23 protein-coding genes and 1 pseudogene are annotated in these 23,157 nt (G+C 28.4%); 21 read left to right on the top strand and 3 right to left on the bottom strand.

Going from position 1 to position 23,157, the window contains the following annotated elements; translation table 11 throughout:
• Positions 1-158 precede the first annotated feature (158 nt).
• The 12 genes and pseudogenes from QPK35_RS08070 (at position 159) to pepF (ending at position 12,210) form a co-directional block, all read left to right on the top strand.
• Positions 159-955, top strand: a pseudogene (locus QPK35_RS08070) (IS1595 family transposase).
• Between the two features lie 37 nt (positions 956-992).
• Positions 993-1,424 carry a hypothetical protein gene (locus QPK35_RS04925; protein WP_290032881.1) on the top strand — a complete coding sequence of 144 codons (432 nt, stop codon included), beginning with the start codon at positions 993-995 and terminating at the stop codon, positions 1,422-1,424.
• Complete coding sequence (locus QPK35_RS04920; protein ID WP_290032880.1) at positions 1,421-2,038, top strand: hypothetical protein; 618 nt, start codon at positions 1,421-1,423, stop codon at positions 2,036-2,038. Before QPK35_RS04925 ends, QPK35_RS04920 begins: the two co-directional genes overlap by 4 nt.
• On the top strand, positions 2,020-4,716 hold the full coding sequence (locus QPK35_RS04915; RefSeq protein ID WP_290032879.1) for an Eco57I restriction-modification methylase domain-containing protein: 2,697 nt from the start codon (positions 2,020-2,022) through the stop codon (positions 4,714-4,716). Before QPK35_RS04920 ends, QPK35_RS04915 begins: the two co-directional genes overlap by 19 nt.
• 313 nt (positions 4,717-5,029) lie before the next feature.
• Positions 5,030-5,449, top strand: coding sequence for a sigma-70 family RNA polymerase sigma factor (locus QPK35_RS04910; protein ID WP_290032878.1), 420 nt, complete (start codon positions 5,030-5,032; stop codon positions 5,447-5,449).
• Positions 5,446-5,691 carry a helix-turn-helix domain-containing protein gene (locus QPK35_RS04905; RefSeq protein WP_290032877.1) on the top strand — a complete coding sequence of 82 codons (246 nt, stop codon included), beginning with the start codon at positions 5,446-5,448 and terminating at the stop codon, positions 5,689-5,691. The genes QPK35_RS04910 and QPK35_RS04905 overlap by 4 nt, the downstream gene beginning before the upstream one ends.
• Before the next feature lie 439 nt (positions 5,692-6,130).
• A complete protein-coding gene (locus QPK35_RS04900) occupies positions 6,131-6,304 on the top strand; it encodes a hypothetical protein (protein ID WP_290034278.1) in 174 nt (57 codons plus the stop codon).
• Between the two features lie 82 nt (positions 6,305-6,386).
• Entirely contained in the window at positions 6,387-7,616 is a 1,230-nt protein-coding gene (locus tag QPK35_RS04895) for a tyrosine-type recombinase/integrase (RefSeq protein WP_290032876.1), read from the top strand.
• A gap of 411 nt (positions 7,617-8,027) precedes the next feature.
• Positions 8,028-8,426: a transcriptional regulator SpxA gene (spxA, locus tag QPK35_RS04890; RefSeq protein WP_290032875.1), complete on the top strand. Its 399-nt coding sequence runs from the start codon at positions 8,028-8,030 to the stop codon at positions 8,424-8,426.
• A gap of 109 nt (positions 8,427-8,535) precedes the next feature.
• Positions 8,536-9,324, top strand: coding sequence for an adaptor protein MecA (locus QPK35_RS04885; RefSeq protein WP_290032874.1), 789 nt, complete (start codon positions 8,536-8,538; stop codon positions 9,322-9,324).
• Positions 9,325-9,461: 137 nt separating this feature from the next.
• A complete protein-coding gene (locus tag QPK35_RS04880) occupies positions 9,462-10,373 on the top strand; it encodes a competence protein CoiA (RefSeq protein WP_290032873.1) in 912 nt (303 codons plus the stop codon).
• A gap of 34 nt (positions 10,374-10,407) precedes the next feature.
• The gene (pepF, locus tag QPK35_RS04875; RefSeq protein WP_290032872.1) at positions 10,408-12,210 is read left to right on the top strand and encodes an oligoendopeptidase F; all 1,803 of its coding nucleotides are present in this window, start codon (positions 10,408-10,410) and stop codon (positions 12,208-12,210) included.
• A 41-nt stretch (positions 12,211-12,251) separates the two neighbouring features.
• Here pepF and QPK35_RS04870 read toward each other — a convergent pair whose 3' ends face one another.
• Positions 12,252-12,872, bottom strand: a complete 621-nt coding sequence (locus QPK35_RS04870) for a DsbA family protein (RefSeq protein ID WP_290032871.1) — start codon at positions 12,870-12,872, stop codon at positions 12,252-12,254.
• Between the two features lie 158 nt (positions 12,873-13,030).
• On the opposite strand from QPK35_RS04870, the gene yjbM reads away from it, so the two are divergent.
• From yjbM to QPK35_RS04855, 3 genes are read left to right on the top strand one after another with little or no spacing between them, the layout of a single operon-like run.
• The gene (gene yjbM, locus QPK35_RS04865) at positions 13,031-13,687 is read left to right on the top strand and encodes a GTP diphosphokinase (protein ID WP_290032870.1); all 657 of its coding nucleotides are present in this window, start codon (positions 13,031-13,033) and stop codon (positions 13,685-13,687) included.
• On the top strand, positions 13,684-14,490 hold the full coding sequence (locus tag QPK35_RS04860) for an NAD kinase (RefSeq protein WP_290032868.1): 807 nt from the start codon (positions 13,684-13,686) through the stop codon (positions 14,488-14,490). Before yjbM ends, QPK35_RS04860 begins: the two co-directional genes overlap by 4 nt.
• Positions 14,480-15,382: an RluA family pseudouridine synthase gene (locus QPK35_RS04855; protein WP_290032867.1), complete on the top strand. Its 903-nt coding sequence runs from the start codon at positions 14,480-14,482 to the stop codon at positions 15,380-15,382. The genes QPK35_RS04860 and QPK35_RS04855 overlap by 11 nt, the downstream gene beginning before the upstream one ends.
• A gap of 29 nt (positions 15,383-15,411) precedes the next feature.
• On the opposite strand, the gene QPK35_RS04850 is transcribed toward QPK35_RS04855, so the two are convergent.
• Together QPK35_RS04850 and QPK35_RS04845 are read right to left on the bottom strand one after the other, a co-directional pair.
• Positions 15,412-16,008, bottom strand: a complete 597-nt coding sequence (locus QPK35_RS04850; RefSeq protein ID WP_290032866.1) for a copper homeostasis protein CutC — start codon at positions 16,006-16,008, stop codon at positions 15,412-15,414.
• Between the two features lie 13 nt (positions 16,009-16,021).
• On the bottom strand, positions 16,022-17,056 hold the full coding sequence (locus tag QPK35_RS04845; protein ID WP_321315901.1) for a lactonase family protein: 1,035 nt from the start codon (positions 17,054-17,056) through the stop codon (positions 16,022-16,024).
• A gap of 93 nt (positions 17,057-17,149) precedes the next feature.
• Between QPK35_RS04845 and QPK35_RS04840 the strand changes: the two genes are divergently transcribed.
• The 6 genes from QPK35_RS04840 (at position 17,150) to yfmF (ending at position 23,155) form a co-directional block, all read left to right on the top strand.
• Entirely contained in the window at positions 17,150-17,500 is a 351-nt protein-coding gene (locus QPK35_RS04840) for a PTS glucitol/sorbitol transporter subunit IIA (protein WP_290032864.1), read from the top strand.
• A gap of 10 nt (positions 17,501-17,510) precedes the next feature.
• Positions 17,511-18,011 carry an aminoacyl-tRNA deacylase gene (locus QPK35_RS04835; protein ID WP_290032863.1) on the top strand — a complete coding sequence of 167 codons (501 nt, stop codon included), beginning with the start codon at positions 17,511-17,513 and terminating at the stop codon, positions 18,009-18,011.
• Positions 18,001-18,858: a methyltransferase domain-containing protein gene (locus tag QPK35_RS04830; protein WP_290032862.1), complete on the top strand. Its 858-nt coding sequence runs from the start codon at positions 18,001-18,003 to the stop codon at positions 18,856-18,858. Before QPK35_RS04835 ends, QPK35_RS04830 begins: the two co-directional genes overlap by 11 nt.
• Before the next feature lie 184 nt (positions 18,859-19,042).
• On the top strand, positions 19,043-19,555 hold the full coding sequence (gene trmL / locus QPK35_RS04825; RefSeq protein ID WP_290032861.1) for a tRNA (uridine(34)/cytosine(34)/5-carboxymethylaminomethyluridine(34)-2'-O)-methyltransferase TrmL: 513 nt from the start codon (positions 19,043-19,045) through the stop codon (positions 19,553-19,555).
• A gap of 13 nt (positions 19,556-19,568) precedes the next feature.
• Positions 19,569-21,872 (top strand): DNA translocase FtsK, encoded by a 2,304-nt coding sequence (locus QPK35_RS04820; RefSeq protein WP_290032860.1) that lies wholly within the window; start codon positions 19,569-19,571, stop codon positions 21,870-21,872.
• A gap of 14 nt (positions 21,873-21,886) precedes the next feature.
• Complete coding sequence (gene yfmF, locus QPK35_RS04815; protein WP_290032859.1) at positions 21,887-23,155, top strand: EF-P 5-aminopentanol modification-associated protein YfmF; 1,269 nt, start codon at positions 21,887-21,889, stop codon at positions 23,153-23,155.
• Positions 23,156-23,157 lie beyond the last annotated feature (2 nt).

Genomic DNA, 23,157 nt, shown 5'->3' with positions numbered 1-23,157 from the left:
TGATATGATCTGAATAAAAGTTATTTAAAAAGTGGAAACTATATACAAGTTTAAATAAATTAGAGATAATCTCTCAAATTAGTTAGTTATTCTATTTTGTAATATTACACCAATCATCTGCTTTATAGTATATTAAATTATAGAAATGAGATGTAAACATGCGTAATTTTAATTCCTTATTCGATTTAGAGAAAGCTTTTCCCAACGAACAAACTTGTATTGACTATTTAACTGAAATGCGTTGGCATGGTTATGTTACCAGTCCATTCGTTGAAGGTTCAAAAGTATATAAATGTAAAAATAATCGTTATCGCTGTAAGGAAAGTGGTAAGTATTTTAATGTTAAAACAGGTACTTTATTTGATAACACTAAAATTCCATTACGTAAGTGGTTTATGGTAATTTGGCTAGTAACATCTAACCAGAAAGTTTCATCAGTGCAACTAGCACGTGATATTGGTGTAACGCAAAAAACAGCTTGGTTTATGTTACAACGCATTCGCAAATGCTTTTTGAATGAAAATGGTAACCATTTTTGATGGCAATGTTGAAGTTGATGAAACTTATATTAGCGGTAAAAATAAGAATCGTCATGCTAGTAAGAAACAAGGACAATCAACGCAAGATAAAACACTAATTGTGGCTTAATACAACGTAATGGTAAATTACCACTCATCGAGTAGAAGTAGACATTTATTTGAACTAACTAAATTATCGCATATATTAAACAAACAATGGAACTTTATACCGATAAAGACAAAGTTTTTGAATTATATTTACATCACAACGTCAATGACAAAATTACAACTAATATCATTGAAGACTTTTGGTCAACACTTAAACTAGTATTTTAGGAATTTACCATTTTTGGTCGAAGGAACACTTATAAAAATATGTTAATGAGTTTGTTTTTCATTATAATACACGGAATTTAACTGACTACGCTCATTATTAATAACTGTGCTATACGCAAACATATCAGGAGACAATCTATGGATAAACAAGTAATGGTTGATGAATTAACACGGATTTTTATTCACGAAGATAAATTAAACAAACTACTAGAAAATAGTAATCAAGAAAATTTATTAAAAATGTATCAAACGTTATTTAAATTATGGAATGAAACGCTGACGGCAAGAATTATTTATCAAAAACAAACGTTGATTTTAACCTTTTCTCAAATAATTTTTGCTGATATTATAGACAATAGACAAAGCCTTGATAAAAGGATATTTGAGATCACAACAATGTTATCGTTGAGTAATGATGGAGAAGAATTTAAAACGATGTTTAAAAAGAAGTTTAAACGATCATTACCAAATTTGAATAAACTCTTTAATAACAATTACGAAAATAATCTGTCTGATTTTGATAAGAAGATAAAAAAGGCTTTGAATTTTAACTGGAGGAAAAATATATGAAAAGTATAGACATAAATGAAATAGCAAAAAATTTTCAATCTCATGAATTTTATAATGAAGATGATATTAAAATTTATGCGTATTCTGATATAATTTTGCCAATTCAAAATATTTATGCACCCAATGCTTTATTTCAATCTGAGCACACTTATTTAAGGGGCGGTCGTGCAGATGGTACAATTTCAAATTTAGTAATTGAATATAAGAAAAAAGGACATTTTAAAAAACAACGAGGTAAAGAAGATGCTCTTTTTGGAAGAAAGCAAGAAAAAAATGATAGTGGTTTATATCAATACATTATTAATAGTATTAATGGAAACGAGATTAATGATTCCATTTTGGAAACTTTTGGTTTAGGTTTTGATGGCGAACAGTGGTTAGTAGCTCGATTTGCTAAATCAAAAGAATCTAATAAATTGGATTTAACTCGTACAAGATTTGAGGATATTTATGGGAAACAAAAAATTTCTTTGAATTATAAATTCAAATATAAAACGTTTCCCTTTAAAGAAGGTATTGAACAAATTATTACGTTAATTTCATCAACCAACAAGATAAAGAAAACTTATCTCGTGTATTCAATCCTAAGTCCAAAATGGTATCAAATGGTGTAATGAAATTATACCAAATAATTAAAAATCAGTTGAAAATACCTATTCCACAAAGAACAACTACTTTATATAATGAATGGGACAGAACTTTTGGAAAGATGTTTGGAGAAGAAAATCAAGAAACAGAATTTAATTCAACAGCTGAAGATATTAGAAAACTTTACGGAATTTCTGAAAATTCATTAATTGAATCAAAACCATTTTTATTTGCTACACAGACATTTTTCAATATAGTTTTGAAGATGTTAATTGACTCTTTTATCAAGAAAATAACCGATCCTTCAGAACAGATAGATTTTCATTTATCCTGGAGTGAAATAGCAGAACTTTTTGAAGGAAAAGGAACGCAAAACGCAAAAATCATTTCAAATTTTTTTGAAATTCATTATTATGAATGGTTTACCTATTTATCATCAAAAGATGATAAAAATACAGTATCAGAGATCATAAAAAACGTATCTGATACTGTTAATAAGTTTGATCTTGCAACATATATTGTTCGTCCAGAAGAAATTCAGGATATATTACAAGAAATTTATATGACGCTAATTCCAAATAAAATTAGACATCTATTAGGAGAGTATTTTTCTCCTGATTGGATTGTTGAACACTCATTAGATCGAATTGGTTATGATGGAAATATAGACAAAACAATTATCGATCCTACTTGTGGTTCAGGAACGTTTGTGATTCAATCTTTAAAAAGAGTTTTAGCGAATAAAAATAATCAAATTAGCTATTTGGAAGCTAAAAAAATTACAAATAATATTGTCGGCTTTGATCTAAACCCTATATCAGCAATTTCTGCAAAGGCAAATTATATCTTAACATTATTTTCTTCTATTGAGGATCCTATTACAAAATTCCCAGAACCGTTAAGTATTCCAATTTATATATCTGATTCTGTATTGTCACCGGTTGTATATTCCGAAGAATCTGATGATACGTTTGTAGCCAAAACATCAGTTTCAAATTTTGTAATTCCCAAGTTTAATACTTTTTCGGAAGCAAGTGACTTTCTAGATGAAATAAGTGATTCTATTGAACGAACACGAGGATATTCTGTTTTTGAAAAATTAGTTCTTAAAAAGTTTAATTTAAGTACTCACCAACAGGAAGCTGTTAAAGAGTTGTATGAAGAATTGTCATCATTGCATCGTAGTTCGCAAGATTCTTTTTGGGGACATATATTGAAAAATAGTTTTGCCCCTGTAATGTTAAAACAAAAGTTTGATTACGTAGTAGGAAATCCACCATGGATTGCGTGGAAAGCAATGAGTAAAACATATCGAGAAGGAACTCTAGATGTTTGGAAAAGTTATGGTATCTTTGAAAAAAATGCATATGATAAAAAAACCACACACGATGACTTTGGTATGGCTGTAACATATGTAGCTTTAGATCAATATTTAAAAGACAATGGTAAATTATATTTTTTGTTGCCTTGGACTTTCATAAAATCTACAAAAGGCGGTGAAGGGTTTAGAAAATTTGAGATAACTAGAAATGGACAAAAAATACCTATTAAAGTTGAATTAGTGGACGATTTTAATGATATTAAAATTTTTAAACCTAAACATACTGTTAGAACAATAGGTGTTTTATTTCGTAAAGGAAAAAGAACAGTATATCCAATGCGTAATTGGTTTGAATGGAAATATGAGAAGAAAATTAATTTTGATGCACATGCAACATGGGAAACAGTTAAAAAGTATATAACAAATACTAAGTTAATTGCCAAACCAATTGATTCATCTAATTTACAATCGTCATGGCTTACTCTTACCAATTCTGAATATAAAATTTCAGATAAAGTACTCTTAAATGGTGTTAATCCAGCATATCGTGGAAGAAAAGGAATTGAACCTGCCGGAGCTAAAGGTGTTTATGTTCTTAAAAAGCCAAAAGTAACTTCTAATGGCTTAGAAATTGTGAATGATATGACACGTCAAAGAAGAATGGATTTAAAAAGTAAGGGAGAACACAAGGGAATTGTTGAAAACAATTTTATTTATCCAATGCTTGGAGGGAGAAATATTAAACGGTGGAAAGTAGTTTCTAATGAATTTATGATTGTCCCTCATAAACCTGATACTCCTTATGGTTTAGCTGAAGAAAAACTTGCAGATGAAGCTCCACAAACATATGAATGGTTAGAATTTTATAAAAAAGGATTATTAGCAAGTAGAAAGCAAAGTGGGAAATTTTTTGATCCTGATAAACAGCCATGGTATAGATTGGATAATGTAGGAAATTATACATTTTCTAAATATAAGGTTGTGTGGAAAGAACAAGTTAAAAGTTTTTCTGCTGTTGCCATCGGTGAATATAGTACTTTACCTAATGCTGATTTAAAAATATTTAACGGCAAAGATAAACCTGTAGTGGTTGATTCTAAGGTATTAATGTTAGCAACAAATAGTATGAGAGAAGCATATTATGTAGCAGGTATATTAAATGCTCCATTTATTAGAAACATAATAGATGCATATGCTATTGGTTTAAACCGTGGAATTGATGTTTTAAAGAATATTAAAGTGCCTAAATTTGATAATGGAGATCCAATTCATATTAAAATTTCAGACATATCGAAGAAAATTCATGAATTATCAAAAGATAATAATGATATATCTGTCGAAGAAAAAAAATTAAATGGAATTGTTAAAAAATTATATAATTAACAAAATGTGCTATTTGTAAAATTGTGTTAGTAAATAGATTCTAAAATTTTGAAGAAGTATTGGCTGCACTACGTAGTTGATACTTTTTTTATGGCTTTAGACTCGATTTAGTTTGCGCAGTGAACAAATTTAGTGTAAACTTATATATAATTTTCGGAGATAAACATTTATTAGTTTATGTATAAAAGGCAAACTTTTTCTAGTATGAGAAAGTTTGCTTTTTTTTGCAACAAATAACATTTTTATATCGGGTTAATAAATGAAAGGAGATGATATTGAATCGCTTTTCCTTATTAAGAGGAGGGAGTACCTCATGACATCATCATTTGAAGAAATCATTGAAAAGCAGTTTGATTATATTTGCAAAAAAGTAATTGAAAATGAAAGAAAGGATTATTTGCGCAATCTGTTTAGAATTGCTAAACATGAAGAAAATTTTTCTACAGTTGGGGATGTAGTGGTTAATAATTTTTCAATAAGCGAGAAGTATAGTATTGATTATCATTTTTTTAATATTAAGGGAATAAAAGTTGGTATAGAAAATGATTCACTTGCGGAAGCATTGGATCAATTACCAGAGAAAAAAAGAAATATAATTTTATTACGATATTTTCTGGACATGAGTGATGATGAAATATCAAAAAAGATGGGAGTTGATAGATCAACGATTTATAGAAATAGAAAGAATGGATTAACTTTTATCAAGAAGTTTATGGAAAGAAGAAATAAATGAAAGAATATAAATTAATTCCATACTCTATTATAAAAAAAGCAACAAGTGGAAATGTTAAAGCAATTGGAAAAGTGATTAAACATTATGAACAATATATAAATAAAAAAGCGGTACGCCCAATTAAAGATGACAGTGGAAATATAAATTTAGCTGTAGATGACAGTTTAAAATTAAGAATGCGAACAAAATTAATAAAAGAGATATTAAATTTTAAAATTAATAGGAAGAAAAATGTAAAGTGAAGAAATTAATATAAAAGAATCACGTTTATAAAAAATATGATTCTTTTATTTTTTTTGCAACAAAACTGTGATTTAGTACGAGTTAATATATGTAAAGATGAAAATCTTATTTGTTCTTTGAAAACTTAATAATAAACAAGTAAATACTTTTTAATAGGAAAAGAGCCATTGAAATAAATACGCCAAGATTTATATTAAGAAAAATAAGGAGCGATTAATATTTAGTTTCAAGATATTTTTTAGCAAAAATTATTAGCCATGACTTTCTTATTAAGATAATGATACGTCTACATAGTTATGATCCGAGCGTGATAAGACCGTCGCAGGTTATAAGTGTAGCTGACAATTTGTCAGAGGTGAGACTCCTATGAGCTTAGCTAAAGCTATTTACTTGTTTTTAAATCTTATGTATGCGTTTATCGTAAAAGGAGATGTTTAAATGTTGTTTGGAGATGATATTTTAAACGGGCAACAATTAATAAACGAATTAGGGATAAGTAGGACATACTTATGTAAACTTTTAAAATTAGGATTACCTTATCATCAATTGGATAAAAATACTAGAAAGTATTATGTATTAGATGAGGTAAAAGAATGGTTGCTAAATAATTAAAACAACTATTTTATTGATATAATAGAAGAAAGACAAAGAAAAAGTTAATAGATAAGAGTACAACTCGAAAGAGGTGTATTTTATGGCAATTACCAAGATGACTTCAGGAAAACATAGTGGGGAGTATATGGTAAGAATCCAACCAATTAATAAAATTACTAAAAAGCCTGCTAAAATTCCTGTAAAATATACTAAAACAAAAATCACAGCAAAAAAAATTGAACGTGATATGTGGAATAAGTATGAAAAAGGGTACGATTATAATATTTCAGAAGAGCCATTTTCTTTAGGCTTTGAAAATTTTGTTGAACAGCAGTGGAAAAATAATCGTTGGGAATATAAAACATATTATAATTGGAGATATTCAGTGAAAGTATGTAAAAAGTATTTCTTAAATATAAAAACTAAAAATATGAATCAGAATCTAGTTGGAGAATTTGCTAGAAAATTTGTTAACGAAAGAAATGTAACTATTGGCAAAGATTCTACTATTAAAAGGATTCTTATTCATATGAGAAGTTATCTAACTACATTAGTTGGAATAATTTTTGAAAAAAATCCTGTACCTGAACGAGCAATTGATAAATTTTTTAGTCAAAGTAAAAAAACTATTCCAATTCCCAGATATATTTTATCGGATCAAGAAGTAGTAGATTTAAAAGAGGTGATAAAAAAAGAAATTAATTTTAATAAGGTAACTGAATGTGTATCAAAGTTAGCAATTTGGGTTGACCTAGAAACTGGAATGAGACCTCAAGAAGTTCAAGGATTAAAATGGAAAAATCTTGTAAAAGAAGATAGTTATTTTATTTTTAGAATTAATGATGCTTGGAACGATAGAATAAAATCATTAAATGGACATCTGAAATCAAGAAAAAGAGGAGAAGAAAGGATAACTCTTCCTATTTCTAATGAACTAGCATTATATTTAAGTAAATTTAAAAAATGTCAGTTAAAATATTTTAATGAAAATAAAATTGAACATAAAAATGATTTTATTTTCACTAATTTAAAAGATTATAGAGATGTTAAAATGGATATTCCAATAACTCAAACTGGATTAAATAAAATGTTAAAAAAGTTAGGAAGTGAAGCATCTATAAATCCAGATTCTAAATATAAATGGTCACTATATTCTTTAAGACACACAGTAGCTACCAAATTAGGAAACATGAGTGATATAAGTTATCCATGGGCAGCTGAGAGATTGGGACATACTTTAAAAGAGTTTATGAATACTTATGTACATGTGGATAAAGATATTGAACAACAAATGATGAATCAATGGGCAAATAATTTAAACACACATTAACACATAAAAAATAAATTAAGAATTCAAGAAAGCTTATCTAGAGGCTTTTAGATAATATCATTCGACCCCGATCACCGTATTTATATATTGTGTATTATGTAAGAGTTATGTTTTATAACTCTTTTTTTGTTTATAATTTGTTTATAAATAGATTAAAATCATATATAAGAAATAAATTGATGTTACTATAAAATAAAACGAATATATTGTGCAATGAATTTGGGTAATTATAAAATTACAAAGCTTGTAATATCAATGAAAAACGGCAATTTCCATCTATATTATTATATAAAATCAGGCCAAATTTATTATGATTTCTATAAATCATATAGCACTTTAAATAAATAAGTGTATAATAAAAATTGTAAGGTAGTTATTTGGATATGGGTATAAGTAAAGGAGCGAAAAATTATGGTTACTTTATATACATCACCAAGTTGTACTTCTTGTAGAAAAGCTCGCGCCTGGTTAAAAGAACATGATATTCCTTTTACAGAAAGAAATATTTTCTCCAATCCACTTAGCATTGATGAAATTAAACAAATTTTACAAATGACTGAGGATGGCACAGAAGAAATTATTTCCAAACGTTCAAAAGCTTATCAAGATTTGGATGTTGATATTGACGATTTGCCATTACAACAGTTATTTGAATTATTACAAGCCGACCCAGGATTGTTACGTCGTCCAATAATTATGGATGATAAACGTCTTCAAGTTGGTTATAATGAAGACGAAATTAGACGCTTCTTGCCACGTAAAGTACGTGTTTTAGAATTAGAAAAGGCACAGAAATTGGCAGACTTTTAAAGTAAAGTTTTAAAGCAGGAGGACTACTCATAGAAGGGTGGTCTTTTTGTTTATTTTCTGTTATGATAGTATCTGAATTTTGAGAGACTTTTGAAGGGAGGATCTCTTCATGGAAAAAGAAAAAATAAATGAAAATACAATGCGTGTTTCTTTAGAAAAGTCAGACCTAGAAGAACGAGGAATTTCGCTTTTAGATCTAATTGGAAATCAGCAAGATGTAGAGGAATTTTTCCATAGCATTTTAGATGAAGTTGATACTGAACATGAATTTCGTGACAATGGTGCTGTTACTTTTCAATTAGTTCCAAATGGTGAAGGTGTAGAATTATTTATTACAAAAGTAGATCCTGAAAAAATTGAAAATATAAAACTACCAGAAGACGTAGAACTTGATGAAAATAAAAGTGTTATGTTGTCTAATATTACTCCAGAACAGTTAGATGAAATGGGCTTAGATGAAGACGTTACAGATTTTTTAAAAAAGAACATGCAAAATGCTAAACAAAAAATAACAAAATCGTTTTTAGATGATTTCCAAAAAAATAAAGAAAAATCCGATAAAGATAATGTTAAAAATAATGGTAGAGCAAAGCGTTTAAGAAAACAAACTGTTGCAGTTTTTAAATTTAATTCTTTTGATAATTTTGTAATGATGGTAAAATCTATTAATACAAATATATGTTTTATTTCTAACTTGTTTAAATTAGATGAAGATTATTATTTTGCAATTGCAATTTCTAATGAGAGATATACAAGTGATGTAATTAATAACTTATTATCTAATATGTCTGAATTTGGCGAAGTTATGGATTTTGCACCAATGTTACTTGAAGAGCATGGTACTTTAATCAAAGATCGTAATGCTTTTGAATGGGTAAAATATCACTTTGCATTTTAGTTTAAACTGACGGGGCAAGCAATAATGCTGTTATAAAATGAGACAAGAACGGTTTAAAGCCAATTTTATTTCAATAAATTGTTATAAAAAATAAAAAAACTACTTCATTTGCGTATATAGAAAATGAGGTGGTTTTTTTGTTTTATGCAGTAAATATAAATAAACAACTAATACATATATCAAAAGCAAATAAAAATTTTAAGTATCTTTGTCCATTATGTTCAATGCCAGTCAAAATAAGAGACATAAAAGGAAAACAATTACATTTTGCTCATCAAATGAATAATAATCATAATAATATAGCAGAAAGTAAAATACATAAAGAAGGCAAAATGTTATTAGCTAAATGGGGAGAAGAATTAGGTTATAAGGTTTCTTTAGAATATTATTTAAAACGAACAAGGCAACGAATTGATGTAATATTAGAAAAAAATTCTAAAAAAATTGCATTAGAATATCAATGCTCGCCTATATCAGTTAATAAATTAAAAGAACGTAGTTTGAATTATCATAAATTAGGAATTAAAGACTTTTGGTTTATTGGATCAAGATATAAAATCAATAAAAGAATCTCACAAATGAATGCGAAATTTTTTCGATTTCATCCAAATTTAGGGTTTTATTTAATATATTTAAATCCAATAGATCAGAGATTAGAAATATATTATCAAATATTAAAGGCCGATTTTATTAAACCTTTTTATCGCGTGAAGTATTGCTATTCTTTGAAAGAGTTCCAATTATTCATAAAACGGAAAAATAAATTAATTATTCCTAAAATTTCTAAATATGATCAAATTAGACAACAAAGAAGAAAAAAGAAGTTACGTTTTTTTCCTACAGAGAAAATGAAATTGATACAAAATGAAAGTTATATTAAAAAAATCAATATTGAACAAATTTTAACTAAATGTTTTGATGTTAATTATAAAATACCAATATATCAGAATCTTATATTTTATTATAACGCTGGTAAATATTTGAAGTTGGAATCATTGGTTAAATGTTATCAATTACCATTTTTAAATATTAATAATTTTGAAAAATAAAAATATTTGATAAAATTAATTTGAGGTGATTACATTGACAGAAATAAAAAAATTACCAAAACGTACAGATATTCCTGTTAAGTTAACATGGGATTTAGATAAAGTTTATTCTTCAACAGAAGAATGGCATATAGACGAAAAAAAATTACTTAATATTTTGAACGATTTTAAGAAATACAAGGGAATTTTAGCACAAAATAGTAATGTACTTTTAGAAGGACTTTCAACATATTTATTAATTTATAGAAAATATGAAAAAATGGCAGTATTTGCATCAATGAAAAATGATCAGGACACAACCAATGCAAAGTATCAAAAATTGCAAAATGAAGCTGATAATTTAGGAACAAAAATTGCTTCTGAAACTGCATTTTTTCAACCCGAAATTGCGCACATTGACGATCAAAAATACATAGAATTTTTAAAAAATAAAAAACTAGTACCATTTAAACATTTTCTTGATGATCTACGTTCAGTTAAAGATCACCTATTAAGTGATCAAGAAGAAAGTTTGATTGCAAAAGCAGGAAATGTTTATAATGCTCCTGAAAAAACATTTGAAATGCTGAGTAACGCTGATTTAGAGTTTCCAGTTGTAAAAGATGAAAAAGAAAATTCAATCCAACTTTCTGAAGGAACGTATTCTAAATTACTAGAATCAACAGATCAAAATGTAAGAAAAAACGCTTTTAAAGCATTTTATAAAACATATGGCAATTTTAAAAACACTTTTGCTACAACTTTAACAGCACAAGTTCAAGTTCAAAATTACCTAGCAGATGTTCACCATTTTGATAGTGCTAGAGAAGCTGCATTAACTGAAAATCATATTCCAACTGAGGTTTATGATGTATTAATTGATGAAGTTCATCAAAATTTGCCATTATTACATCGTTATGTAAAATTACGAAAAAAACTTTTAAATTTAAAACAAGTTCATATGTATGATCTATATACTCCAATTATTGGAAAATGCCCAATTTCATTTTCATATGAAGAAGCGAAGAAAAAAGCATTGGATGCATTAAATGTTTTAGGAGAAGATTATATTTCTCATGTAAAAGAAGCTTTTGATAATCGCTGGATTGATGTAGTTGAAAATAAAGGAAAGCGGACAGGTGCATATTCTTCAGGAACTTATGATACTGCACCATATATTTTATTAAATTGGCAAGATGGATTAGAAAACTTATTTACTTTAGTCCATGAAATGGGTCATAGTATGCATAGTTACTATACTACACATAATCAACCTTACCAATATGGTGATTATCCTATTTTTGTTGCTGAAATTGCGTCAACTACAAATGAAAATCTTTTAACAGATTATTTGCTAGAAAATGAGAAGGATCCGCAAATAAAAGCATATATTTTAAATCACTATTTAGATGGTTTTAAAGGTTCTGTTTTCCGTCAAACTCAATTTGCTGAATTTGAACAATGGATCCATGTACAGGACCAAAATAGTAAAGCATTGACAGCAGATTCAATTTCAAAATATTATGGTGAATTAAATCAGAAATATTATGGACCAGATATTTTTAATGATCCAGAAATATCATTGGAATGGACAAGAATTCCTCACTTTTATTATGATTTTTATGTTTATCAATATGCAACTGGTTTTGCAGCTGCTACAACTTTGTCTAAACGAATTGAAGATAATAGTGAAGAGCATACAAATGATTATCTTAAGTTTTTAAAATCCGGTAGTTCAGAGTATCCAGTGCAAACAATGAAAAAGGCTGGAGTTGATATGAGTCAACGTGATTACCTTAAAAAAGCATTTAATATATTTGAAGAGAGACTAAATCAATTAGAAGAGTTAGTTTTATAAAATAAATAACCTAAGAGTATTACTCTTAGGTTATTTATTTACTATTCTTTTAATCTAGCTGGACGTAAAAATTGAGACTGTGTACAATTAGTTGAAAAATTGGCAAAATTATCCGGTTGTAAAATTAATTGCTTTAATTTATCAAATGATTTCCAAGGGTCTAAAGAGAAGGCATAGTCTGGAAATTTAGTGTTAGTTAAGACTACAGTTGGATAAGTTGAAATATTCATTTCAGCAGCAATTTGTTGATCTTTCCGAAATGTCTTGACTGCTAATTTAGATTTGCGATCTTCTTCAAAAATTTTCCAATCTAAATGACTAATTTGTGCAACGTTACGTACCATTTTTTCTGAATATTTAAAATTATTACGTAAAGTGCATTCTTGAATATTGATAAGAAAATCACGACCACGTTTTTGTCCTTGAAATAATGCTGCTTCATAATCTAGCGACGCATGATAAAGTGTGTCAACAATTTGATTTCGCATTACACAAGGTAAACCAACGTGCTCCATTGCATAGTTTACAGTACTAAGTGTCAGCAAAGGTAAAACTCTGAATCGAATTTTATAATTTGATTCATTTAGTAAATTAATAATCTTTTTTTCTGTTTGATAGCAAGTTTCACTAATTGGATTAATAAATAGATATACTTCTAACATATTTATTGACTCCCATGCATCAATTTATCCAACATCTACTTTATATAAAAGTTATAATTTTTGCAATAAATTTGTTTTCAATTATGTATATTCGATTTTTAATTTTAAATATTAAAATGTGTTAGAATAACAAAGAGAAATATTCAGGGAGAATCAAAATGGATAATTGGGAAGAGTTTTTAGCACCATATGCACAAGCTGTGTCAGAATTAGAGTTAAAATTAAATAGTTTAAAACATCAACTAAGTTATGCTAATAATCATGGTCCAATTGAATTTGTTACTGGGCGAGTAAAAACAAGAGAGAGTATTTTAGAAAAAATGCATCGTAGACATATAACAAAAGAAAATATAGTTACAGATATGGAAGATATTGCTGCGGTTAGAATAATGTGCGAATTTGTTGATGATATTTATCAAATCGTAAGTATTTTGCGTAAACGGCATGATATGGAGATTATAGAAGAACGTGATTATATTGCTCATAAAAAGCCAAGTGGGTATCGTTCATATCATATTATTATTCGTTATTCAGTAGAATTAGTTAGTGGAACAAAGTTTTTAAAAGCAGAAATTCAAATTAGAACACTTGCAATGAATTTTTGGGCAACAATTGAACATTCATTAAATTATAAATATAAGGGCGAATTTCCTCCTGAAATTGCAATGCGCTTGCGTAAAACTGCAGAAGCAGCATTTTTATTAGATACAGAAATGTCAAATATTCATGATGATATTAAAGAAGCTGAGAAGTTATTTGCTCAACGTAAACGTGGTCAGATAGAACATGAAAGGGTAGAGAGAGAAGAAAAATGAAAATTGGAATTTTTGCAAATGAAACCAAAAAATCAATGCGAATTAAAAATGAGCTCATTACAAAATTTAAAGAGCGGCATTTTATTCTTGATGATACACATCCAGATATTGTAATTACAATTGGTGGAGATGGTACCTTACTTTCTGCATTTCATTCTTATGAAGATCAATTAGAAAATATTCGATTTGTTGGTGTTCATACAGGTCATTTAGGCTTTTATACTGACTGGCGTTTAGATGAATTAGACGATTTAATTATTAGCCTACAATCGGATAATGGACAGGCAATTGCATATCCACTATTAGATGTAAGTGTACACTATCGAAATCAAAGTAAGCCTGATAAATTTTTAGCTTTAAATGAAGCTACTTTGAAACGAATTGGAATGACAATGGCAGCAGACGTTTATATTGGCGGAGATTTCTTTGAACGTTTTCGTGGTGATGGATTATGTGTTTCAACGCCGACTGGGTCAACCGCTTATAACAAATCATTAGGTGGTGCGGTTATTCATCCAAGTTTAGCGGCTTTACAACTAACGGAAATAGGGTCGTTAAATAATTTGGTTTATCGTACAATAAGTTCACCGTTGATTATTGCTCCAAATGATTGGATTACAATTAGACCTAATCAAACTAGTGATTATTTTATGACTTTAGATCAAAAAACAGTATACGGAAAAGAAATAGAAGAAATTATGTTCAAAATTTCTAAACGAAAAATTCGTTTTGCTAAATATCGACATACTGCATTTTGGCGTCGTGTTCAAACGGCATTTATTGGTGATTCGTATGAAAATTAATTGGATGTATGAAGGTCAAGAGCCAGTTAAACTTAAAACTTTTATCAAGAACAAAGGAATTTCACGTCATTTATTGGCAAAAATCCGTCATGAAGACGGAAAAATTTTAATAAACGGCAAAGAAAATTATTGTGTTGACAAAATTTCAAATGGAACTAATGTGACTATTGAATTTCCAGCAGAAAAAAATCGTAAAAAAGAATTAGTTCCGTCATATGTACCATTAAATATAATATATGAAGACCGAGACTTTTTAATAGTAAATAAGCCACCACATGTAAATTCAATTCCGTCTATTCCGCAACCATGCGATTCATTAGTTAATCGTGTTTATGGATATTATCAATTAAGAGGATATCACGATATAATTCCCCATATTGTAACTAGACTAGATCGGGATACTTCTGGTGTGGTATTATTTGCCAAACATCGCTATGCTACCGCAATGTTATCAAAACAATTAAATCAACATGAATTAAAGAAGATTTATTTTGCATTATTAAGTGGTAGTTTATTACAAGATCATTTTATAATAGATGAACCGATTGGAAGGGTTCCAAATAGTTTAATTAAAAGAAGAGTTGTAAGCACTGGTAAAAGTGCTCAAACAGAAATTTTTGTTCAAAATCGCTTTAAAGAATGTACCTTTGCTAAGGTTAGATTACATACAGGAAGAACTCATCAAATTAGAGTCCATTCAGATTTTTTAGGTCATCCATTAATAGGTGATACATTATATAATGGAAAGATTCAAATGCCATTGCAAAGACAAGGGTTACATTGTGCGGAAATTGAATTTTACCATCCCTTTAAACAAAAGTTAATGCATTTTGAAGCTCCAATGCCAACTGATATGATTGAATATATGGAAATAGTAAAAAAGCATGCATGATTTTTCATGCATGCTTTTTTATTTAAAAATTATTTTTCAATAAGCATTAATTTAATATCCAAATCATGACACATTTTTTCTAATTTTTCTTGATTTGTACCGGTTAAAATAAATTGTACAGTGCCTTGATTATAGTTAATTAAATCCTGAACTTTTGTTTTAAATGCTTTGTTATTAAAATCCGCTTTGATCATTATATGATCTATTTGATTTTCATTTGCAAAATCAATAGCTTTTTTTTGATCTTGTAATTTTAATGTATCAAATACATGATTAAGTGTAATTTGCATTCCACCACTTGCACCAATTAATTGATACATTACATCTTCGTCTAATTTATTTTGTTTAGTTGTTGCGCCAATTGCAACTGAATCTAATCCTAATGCTTGAGCTTCAAAAATGTCTGCTTCCATGATTTTAACTTCAAGGTCATTAAAATTATAGTTTCCTAGGCGAGGGCGGATCAAGGCTTCAGTTGCAATATTTTTATCTTTAAGATATTTAATACTTTCTGCCATTAATCCTTTACTTACAGTTGTTTCATGGTTTGTTAATTCAATTTTTTGAAATTCATTGGTTTCTGATAATTCATTAATAGATGAAATTTCTTGTTGTTTTATAATCATTAAAATATCCTTTCTAATTTTTAAAACAGACACATACGCCTTCAGGTAAGACTATATCATGTTGAATGCAATTTAGTTTACCATTTTGTTGGTTAACTGTAAAAAGACTTATATTATTTGTATTTTGATTTGCCACAATTAAGAATTTTTCTGTTGAATCAAGTGCAAAATCTCTTGGAAAACTCCCTTGAGTATTTGTATATTCAATTAAATCTAATGTGTGATCATTAAGTATTTGATATGAGACAATACTGTCGTGACCGCGATTAGCAGCATATAAATATTTTCCGTTTGAGGTAATTCGAATAGCACTAGCACCATTATGTTTATTGAATGTAGAAGGAATTGTAGAAATTGAAGATATAATTTCAAAACGACCTTCTGATTTATGATACTTTAAAGTAGCTATTTGACTGCTTAATTCTCCAATAAGGTAAGCATAGTTGTTATTTGGAGCAAAAACCAGATGTCTAGGACCAAATCCAGCAGGTAATTTAAGTTGATTCTTAAAAGTTAATTTTCCTTCATTGGAAATATCGTAAGTTGTTAAAGTATCACTACCTAAATCAATTACTGCTAATCGATTATCTGGAGTTAAATCAGCATAATGAATATGTGAACTTTTTTGTTCTTCGCGTGGACCAGCCCCAGATTGTTTAATACTATCTGTAAGTGTTAGATGACCATTTTTATCTATATGATATGCTTCTACTGTTCCACGATGGTAGTATGCTGCAAAAACTAAATTTCGTTGAGAATCGTAACCTAAATAGCATGGACTTGATCCTTCAGAGAGTGAAGAATCTAATAAAGTAAATTGATTATTGTAAGATGAATAAAGGGCAATTCCACCTTGATTTTTATTTGTAGCAATTGATAATAACATATTATTATTTAAAGAACGTAGATATGTTGGATTGCCAATGCTAATTATATTTTTTGGATGTGAAATTGAATTTGTTACTGAATCTAATGTTGCATGATAAATTCCTTCACTTAATTTTTTTGTATATGTGCCAAAATAAATTTCTTGTTTCAAATCACACACTCCTAAATTAGATTAAAATTTATTATACCATTTTGTGCAAAAACAACATTAACCAACATTATAAATATGATAAAATATCAATGAGGTGAGCTTATGATTAAAGCAAATGTAGTTTCAATTGGCAAAGATGCCTTAAATGAAGAAGATCAAATTATTATTTTATTTGGAGAAAAAGTTTCAGACCGCTTGAAGGACATATCTGTAATTCAAAAAGTTAATCAAGCATCTGATTATAAAATTACTGATGATATGCATGTTATTATTGATGACCAAGAGTATCAAATTAAATATGTTGGACAATTAGTGGAAAGTAACTTTGATTCTATTCATCATACTGTCTTATCATTTGAAGATGTTCCTAATGAACCAAGAAATAATGCAATTTATTTAACTCCACAAAAATTACCAAAAATTAAGGTAGGATCAAAGATTTTAATTAAGTAGGAGTATTATTTTGGCAAAAAAGAAAAAAATAAAAAAAACTAATGAAGAACGAATTTTAGACGAACACCAAATTGAATATGAAGAAAAAAACTTTAATTGGGTAGAACGTGGTCAAGAGGCTTTAGAAGATGCTAAAAGTCAAGGAATAGAACCTAAAAGTATTTTAAAGACAATTGTATTACAAGCAAATGGGGATTCTAAAGATTATTTAGTAGTATGTCTTCCAGTTGATTCTGAAATAAATCTAAAATTAGTTGCTAAACAATTGGATAAAAAACAGGTTCATTTAGCAGATAATAAAAAACTAATTAAGATTACAGGTTATGTGCATGGGGCCAATACGCCTATTGGTATTTATGAAAATAAGGGATTTCCTATCTATTTTGATGAACAAATTAAATGTTTTGACGAAATTTCAGTTTCAGCAGGAAAATTAGGCCGTTCAGTCCGGTTGAAGCAAAGTGATTTAGTTTCTTTAGTGAAGGGAAAGTATATTAAAGTTGAACGCTAAATTAAAGAAAATAGATAAAGCAAAGTTGTTTTTGACTAAAAATTTTAATTTATTCCAATGTCCAGTTTGTAAGCAAAGAATAACTGGGATTGATGGTCAAAGTTTGGTTTGTGAAAATAATCACCGTTTCGATTTATCCAAAAAAGGAACATTATTTTTACTTAAACATGGCGTTAACAGTGGATATGATGATAAAGCGTTGTGGCTTGCAAGAAGAAATTTATTACAAAGTGGTTTGTTTGATGGAATTCTTGATGAAATTATAAAACACTTGCCACAAAAAGAACAAAAGATTTTAGATATTGGATGTGGAGAAGGGACACCATTGTCTAAAATAGCTATTCAACGTTTAAAATTTAACGACAGTTGTGTTGGATTTGATATTTCAAAAGATGCAATAAATTTAGCAACTCAACAAGATACTAATAACTTTTTTTGCATTGCAGATTTAGCAAATTTACCATTTGCAGATCAAAGTTTTGATGTGTTAATTGATATTTTATCTCCTTCTGCATATCATGAATTTCATCGAGTGCTAAAGCCAAATGGAAAATTATTTAAAGTTATTCCCAATGCAAACTATTTAATAGAATTACGACACCGACTTTATCAAAAAGAAAGTAAAAATTATACATATAGTAATCAAGATGTAATAAAACGTTTTAAAGAAATTTATCACGATTTTGAAATCTATCCAGTTAAGTATCAATTTAATTTAACATCTCAATTACAACAAGATTTAGTTAAAATGACTCCGTTACAATGGGGAAGTTCCATTGATATCTCAGAAGTTTTAAAGCAACCGCTTAATCAAATTACTGTTGATTTTTCGTTGTTGATTGCCTAAAATCAATAAAACCTCTTGTCAAATATATAATATAGTGTTATTATTCTTGATAAGAAAACGGTTGTTGATAATTGATATATTGTGTTAGTTATCAGATAATTGTACTTCATTAACGTAGCTGTTCGCCGTGCCCACACCGAACGGTTACGCTTTTTTTTGTCCAAAAACAGAAAGGAAAACTAAAATGACAAATCATATTGTATTATTTGAACCATTAATGCCTGCTAATACAGGGAATATTGCTAGAACATGTGCAGGGACTAATACAGAATTACATTTAATCGAACCATTAGGATTTTCAACAGATGATAAATATTTAAAACGTGCTGGATTAGATTACTGGGATAAAGTAAAAATTACTTATCATAAAAATTTGCCAGAATTTTTAGAAACTGTACCTGATCCTCAAAAACTTTATGTTGTTTCAAAATTCGCAGAACAAACATATACGGATCCTGATTATTCAGATAGCAATGAAGATCATTACTTTTTATTTGGTAAAGAAACAACTGGATTACCAGAAAACTTTATGCGAGCAAATGCAGAAAAATGTATTCGCATTCCACAAAATGATGATCATATTCGTGCATTAAATTTATCTAATACAGCAGCAATTGTTATTTATGAAGTGTTGAGACAACAAGGATTTCCTAACTTGGATAAAACACACACATATGATAATGACAAATTAAAATAGATTAGAGGACAAAATGGCTAAGAAAAAACAAAGGAAAAGAACTACCAAAAGAAGAAAAAAGAAACAACAAATTTCAGAACACATTATCGGATTAATTTTGAGTGTTATTAGTTTATTTGGAATTTTTCGACTTGGTTACTTAGGAATTTTAATTGCAAATGCATTTCGATTATTAATTGGTAATGCCTATCAAATTGGAACCATTACTTTATTATTATTAGGTGTATATCTAATGATATATGGCAAAGAACCACAAATCAAAGTGCGTTATTGGGGCAGTTATATACTTATTTTACTTGGAATTTGTTTAGGATTAGAAGGAATCTTTTTTTATAAATTAGATCTTCATAGTAATTTTATCCAAAATACTTGGCAATATATTTTGAATGATATTGTAAATGCAAGTGTGGCTAACTCCGTTGGTGGTGGAATAATTGGTGCTTTTTTATATAACATAATTTACTTTTTATTATCTGAAGTTGGGGTATACCTAATAAGTGCAATTTTAATTATTTTAGGTATATGTATGCTATTTAATATTTCCATTCAAGAAATTGCTCAAACAGTTGGTAAGTTTTGTCTATCTGTAGGAAATATTATTCTTTGGGTAGGAAAGAAAATTAAATTAGGATATAAAGAACTGATTAAAAGCTTTAAATCCAAAAATGCAAAAATTGAAGAAAAAGAAGATTCTACAATAATTGAAAATATAGATAATGAAGAAGAAAAACAAATTAATGAAGAAAAATTAATTTCACCAGAAGATAAAGAGTTACCTCAGCCAATTGCTGATTCTACAGAACAAGAGATTTTAACTGACGTATGGGATAAAAAAGATTCGAATAGTGAAGAAAATAATGAATCAAATGTTGAATCTAGTCATCGTCAATTAGAGAATTATGAATTACCATCATTAGATTTATTGAAGGATGTACCTCCAACAGACCAAAGTCAAGAAAGAAAAGATATTAAACGAAATCAAGAAATTTTAAAACAAACGTTAAAAAGTTTTGGGGTGGATGCAGAATTAAAAAATACAATTCTAGGTCCTTCTGTAACTAAATATGAATTACATCCTGAAATTGGAGTAAAAGTTTCTAAAATTGTCAATTTAACTGATGATTTAGCCTTAGCTTTAGCTGCTAAGGATATCCGAATTGAAGCACCAATCCCAGGAAAATCATTGATTGGAATTGAAGTTCCAAATAAGAAAGTTGCAACAATCTCATTTAAAGATGTTATTTCCGCTGAACAACGTAGTTCACATCATTTATTAGAAGTTCCATTAGGACGAGATGTTTCTGGTAAATTAATTACATTAGACATTACTAAAACACCTCATCTTTTGATTGCTGGAGCAACCGGAAGTGGTAAATCAGTGGCTATCAATGGAATTATTACGAGTTTATTAATGAATTGTACGCCCGATGATGTAAAATTAATGTTAGTGGATCCTAAAAAAGTTGAATTAGGTGTATATAATGGTATTCCACATTTAATTTCACCTGTTGTAACTGAATCTAAAAAAGCTGCACTTTCATTAAATAAACTAGTTGCTGAAATGGAAAGACGTTACGAAACTTTTGCTAATGTTGGTGTAAGGAATATTGATGGTTATAATCGATTAATTATTAATCAACAAAAAGATATGAATACGTCAGAAAAGAAAATGCCATATATTGTTGGTATTGTAGATGAATTAGCTGATTTAATGATGGTTTCATCAAATGAAGTAGAAAGTGCAATTATTAGAATCGCACAAATGGGACGTGCTGCTGGAATTCACATGATAATTGCGACACAACGTCCTTCAGTTGATGTTATTACTGGCTTGATTAAGGCTAATGTTCCATCAAGAATGGCATTTGCAGTTTCAAGTGGAACAGATTCACGAACAATTTTGGATCAGAATGGTGCTGAAAAATTACTTGGACGTGGTGATATGCTATTTAAATTAGTTGGAAAGAAACCAATTCGAGTCCAAGGAGCATATATTTCTGATGAAGATGTTGAAAATGTTGTATCTTTTGTAAAAGAACAGGGGACAGCTGAATATGATGATAATTTAGCTGTTTCAGATGAAGAAGTTGAACAAAGTCAGACATCAACTTCAGATAGTGATGATCCATTATTTAATGAAGTAATTGATTTTATTCAACGCGAACAAAAGGTTAGCATCTCATTGTTACAACGTAAATTTAAAATTGGATACAACCGTGCTGCACGAATTGTAGATGATTTAGCAGATAAAGGAATGGTTGGTCCACAAGAAGGAGGAAAACCTAGAAAAGTATTTCTTCCTAAAAAAGAAGATTAAAGGCGGGCTGAATTTTGAAATTTGAATTATTCCCAGGTGTTCGAGTAAATTTTATTAAAAATGATCAATTTAAATCCATTCAAGTGATGGTGTCGTTTATAAAAAAATTGACAGATAAAAAACAACTATCTGGACGAACTTTACTAGCGAGCGTTTTGGAAACTGCTAGTCAAAAGTATCCAAATCAGCACGCAATTACATTGAAACTTGCTGAATTATATGGTGCAACATTTGGGACAAATGCTGAAGTTGAAGGAAATTTAAGCCTTTTAAATTTTATTTATAGTTTTGTAGTTCCTGAATATTTACCAAATAAAACAGATATTTTAGGTAATTCAATCGAATTTTTGAATGAAATGATTTTTCATCCTAAAATGGATGGGCAACTATTCGATGAACAATTGTTTATGCGACAAAAAGAAAATTTAGCAACTTATATTAGAGGAATTCAAGACAATAAACAATCAGAAGCATTATTAGAAATTCAAAAATTATATTTTGATGATGAAATTCAAAAATATACACCGTATGGACATGAAAATGATTTTAAAGCTTTTACAAATGAAGAGCTAATTAATGTTTATAAACAAATGATTAAAGAAGATAACGTTGAAATTACAATAATGGGAAATTTGGATGTTTCCAAATTGAAAACTGCTTTAAAAAAATTTGAATTTGGAAAACGTACTAAATCCATTGAATTTGAAAAACAAATTTGTTATCAACAAAATATAAATAAAATTCGGACTAAGGAAATTGAAGAGCCTGTTAGACAGAGTAAATTAGATTTAATTTATCAATTACCAATTAACGCTCAAGCGGGTTCAAAATTTTTTTCAGCAGTAGTTTTTAATGCAATGTTAGGTGGATCTCCACAGTCTAAATTATTTAAAAATATTCGTGAGAAGGAAAGTTTAGCCTATTATGCGGATAGTAGTTATTCAGCATTAAGATCAATAGTCTTAATTCAGACGGGAATTCAAGCAGAGAATAGAGAAAAGGTTAAAAATTTAATTCAGAGTCAAGTTGAATCGTTAAAAAATGGTAACTTTACCGATAGTGAGTTACAGAAAATAAAAATAGAATTAATTAATGAAAGATTAAGAATGCAAGATAACCCATTAAGTATTTTAGATCAACAAGTTTTAGGAAACATCCTTAATCAAAATATGAGTTATGAGTTTCAATGCGATTCTATTCAAAGAGTTACACGACAAGATATTATTAAGGTAGCTAATTTAATGAAATTTCAAACCGAATTCTTTTTAAAGGGAGAAGTTTAATC

It is taken from the genome of Ligilactobacillus cholophilus, assembly GCF_030389495.1.
Lineage (GTDB): Bacteria > Bacillota > Bacilli > Lactobacillales > Lactobacillaceae > Ligilactobacillus > Ligilactobacillus cholophilus.
Note: the sequence above shows the minus strand (reverse complement) of the source record. Positions and strands in the feature narration are given on the sequence as shown.

What these genes read in the sequence shown, in the direction of transcription:
- QPK35_RS04925 (WP_290032881.1), top strand. Translation starts at nt 993, where the DNA reads ATGGATAAACAAGTAATGGTTGATGAATTAACACGGATTTTTATTCAC.
- QPK35_RS04920 (WP_290032880.1), top strand. Translation starts at nt 1,421, where the DNA reads ATGAAAAGTATAGACATAAATGAAATAGCAAAAAATTTTCAATCTCAT.
- QPK35_RS04915 (WP_290032879.1), top strand. Translation starts at nt 2,020, where the DNA reads ATGGTATCAAATGGTGTAATGAAATTATACCAAATAATTAAAAATCAG.
- QPK35_RS04910 (WP_290032878.1), top strand. Translation starts at nt 5,030, where the DNA reads ATGACATCATCATTTGAAGAAATCATTGAAAAGCAGTTTGATTATATT.
- QPK35_RS04905 (WP_290032877.1), top strand. Translation starts at nt 5,446, where the DNA reads ATGAAAGAATATAAATTAATTCCATACTCTATTATAAAAAAAGCAACA.
- QPK35_RS04900 (WP_290034278.1), top strand. Translation starts at nt 6,131, where the DNA reads ATGTTGTTTGGAGATGATATTTTAAACGGGCAACAATTAATAAACGAA.
- QPK35_RS04895 (WP_290032876.1), top strand. Translation starts at nt 6,387, where the DNA reads ATGGCAATTACCAAGATGACTTCAGGAAAACATAGTGGGGAGTATATG.
- spxA (WP_290032875.1), top strand. Translation starts at nt 8,028, where the DNA reads ATGGTTACTTTATATACATCACCAAGTTGTACTTCTTGTAGAAAAGCT.
- QPK35_RS04885 (WP_290032874.1), top strand. Translation starts at nt 8,536, where the DNA reads ATGGAAAAAGAAAAAATAAATGAAAATACAATGCGTGTTTCTTTAGAA.
- QPK35_RS04870 (WP_290032871.1), bottom strand. Translation starts at nt 12,872, where the DNA reads ATGTTAGAAGTATATCTATTTATTAATCCAATTAGTGAAACTTGCTAT.
- yjbM (WP_290032870.1), top strand. Translation starts at nt 13,031, where the DNA reads ATGGATAATTGGGAAGAGTTTTTAGCACCATATGCACAAGCTGTGTCA.
- QPK35_RS04860 (WP_290032868.1), top strand. Translation starts at nt 13,684, where the DNA reads ATGAAAATTGGAATTTTTGCAAATGAAACCAAAAAATCAATGCGAATT.
- QPK35_RS04855 (WP_290032867.1), top strand. Translation starts at nt 14,480, where the DNA reads ATGAAAATTAATTGGATGTATGAAGGTCAAGAGCCAGTTAAACTTAAA.
- QPK35_RS04850 (WP_290032866.1), bottom strand. Translation starts at nt 16,008, where the DNA reads ATGATTATAAAACAACAAGAAATTTCATCTATTAATGAATTATCAGAA.
- QPK35_RS04840 (WP_290032864.1), top strand. Translation starts at nt 17,150, where the DNA reads ATGATTAAAGCAAATGTAGTTTCAATTGGCAAAGATGCCTTAAATGAA.
- trmL (WP_290032861.1), top strand. Translation starts at nt 19,043, where the DNA reads ATGACAAATCATATTGTATTATTTGAACCATTAATGCCTGCTAATACA.
- QPK35_RS04820 (WP_290032860.1), top strand. Translation starts at nt 19,569, where the DNA reads ATGGCTAAGAAAAAACAAAGGAAAAGAACTACCAAAAGAAGAAAAAAG.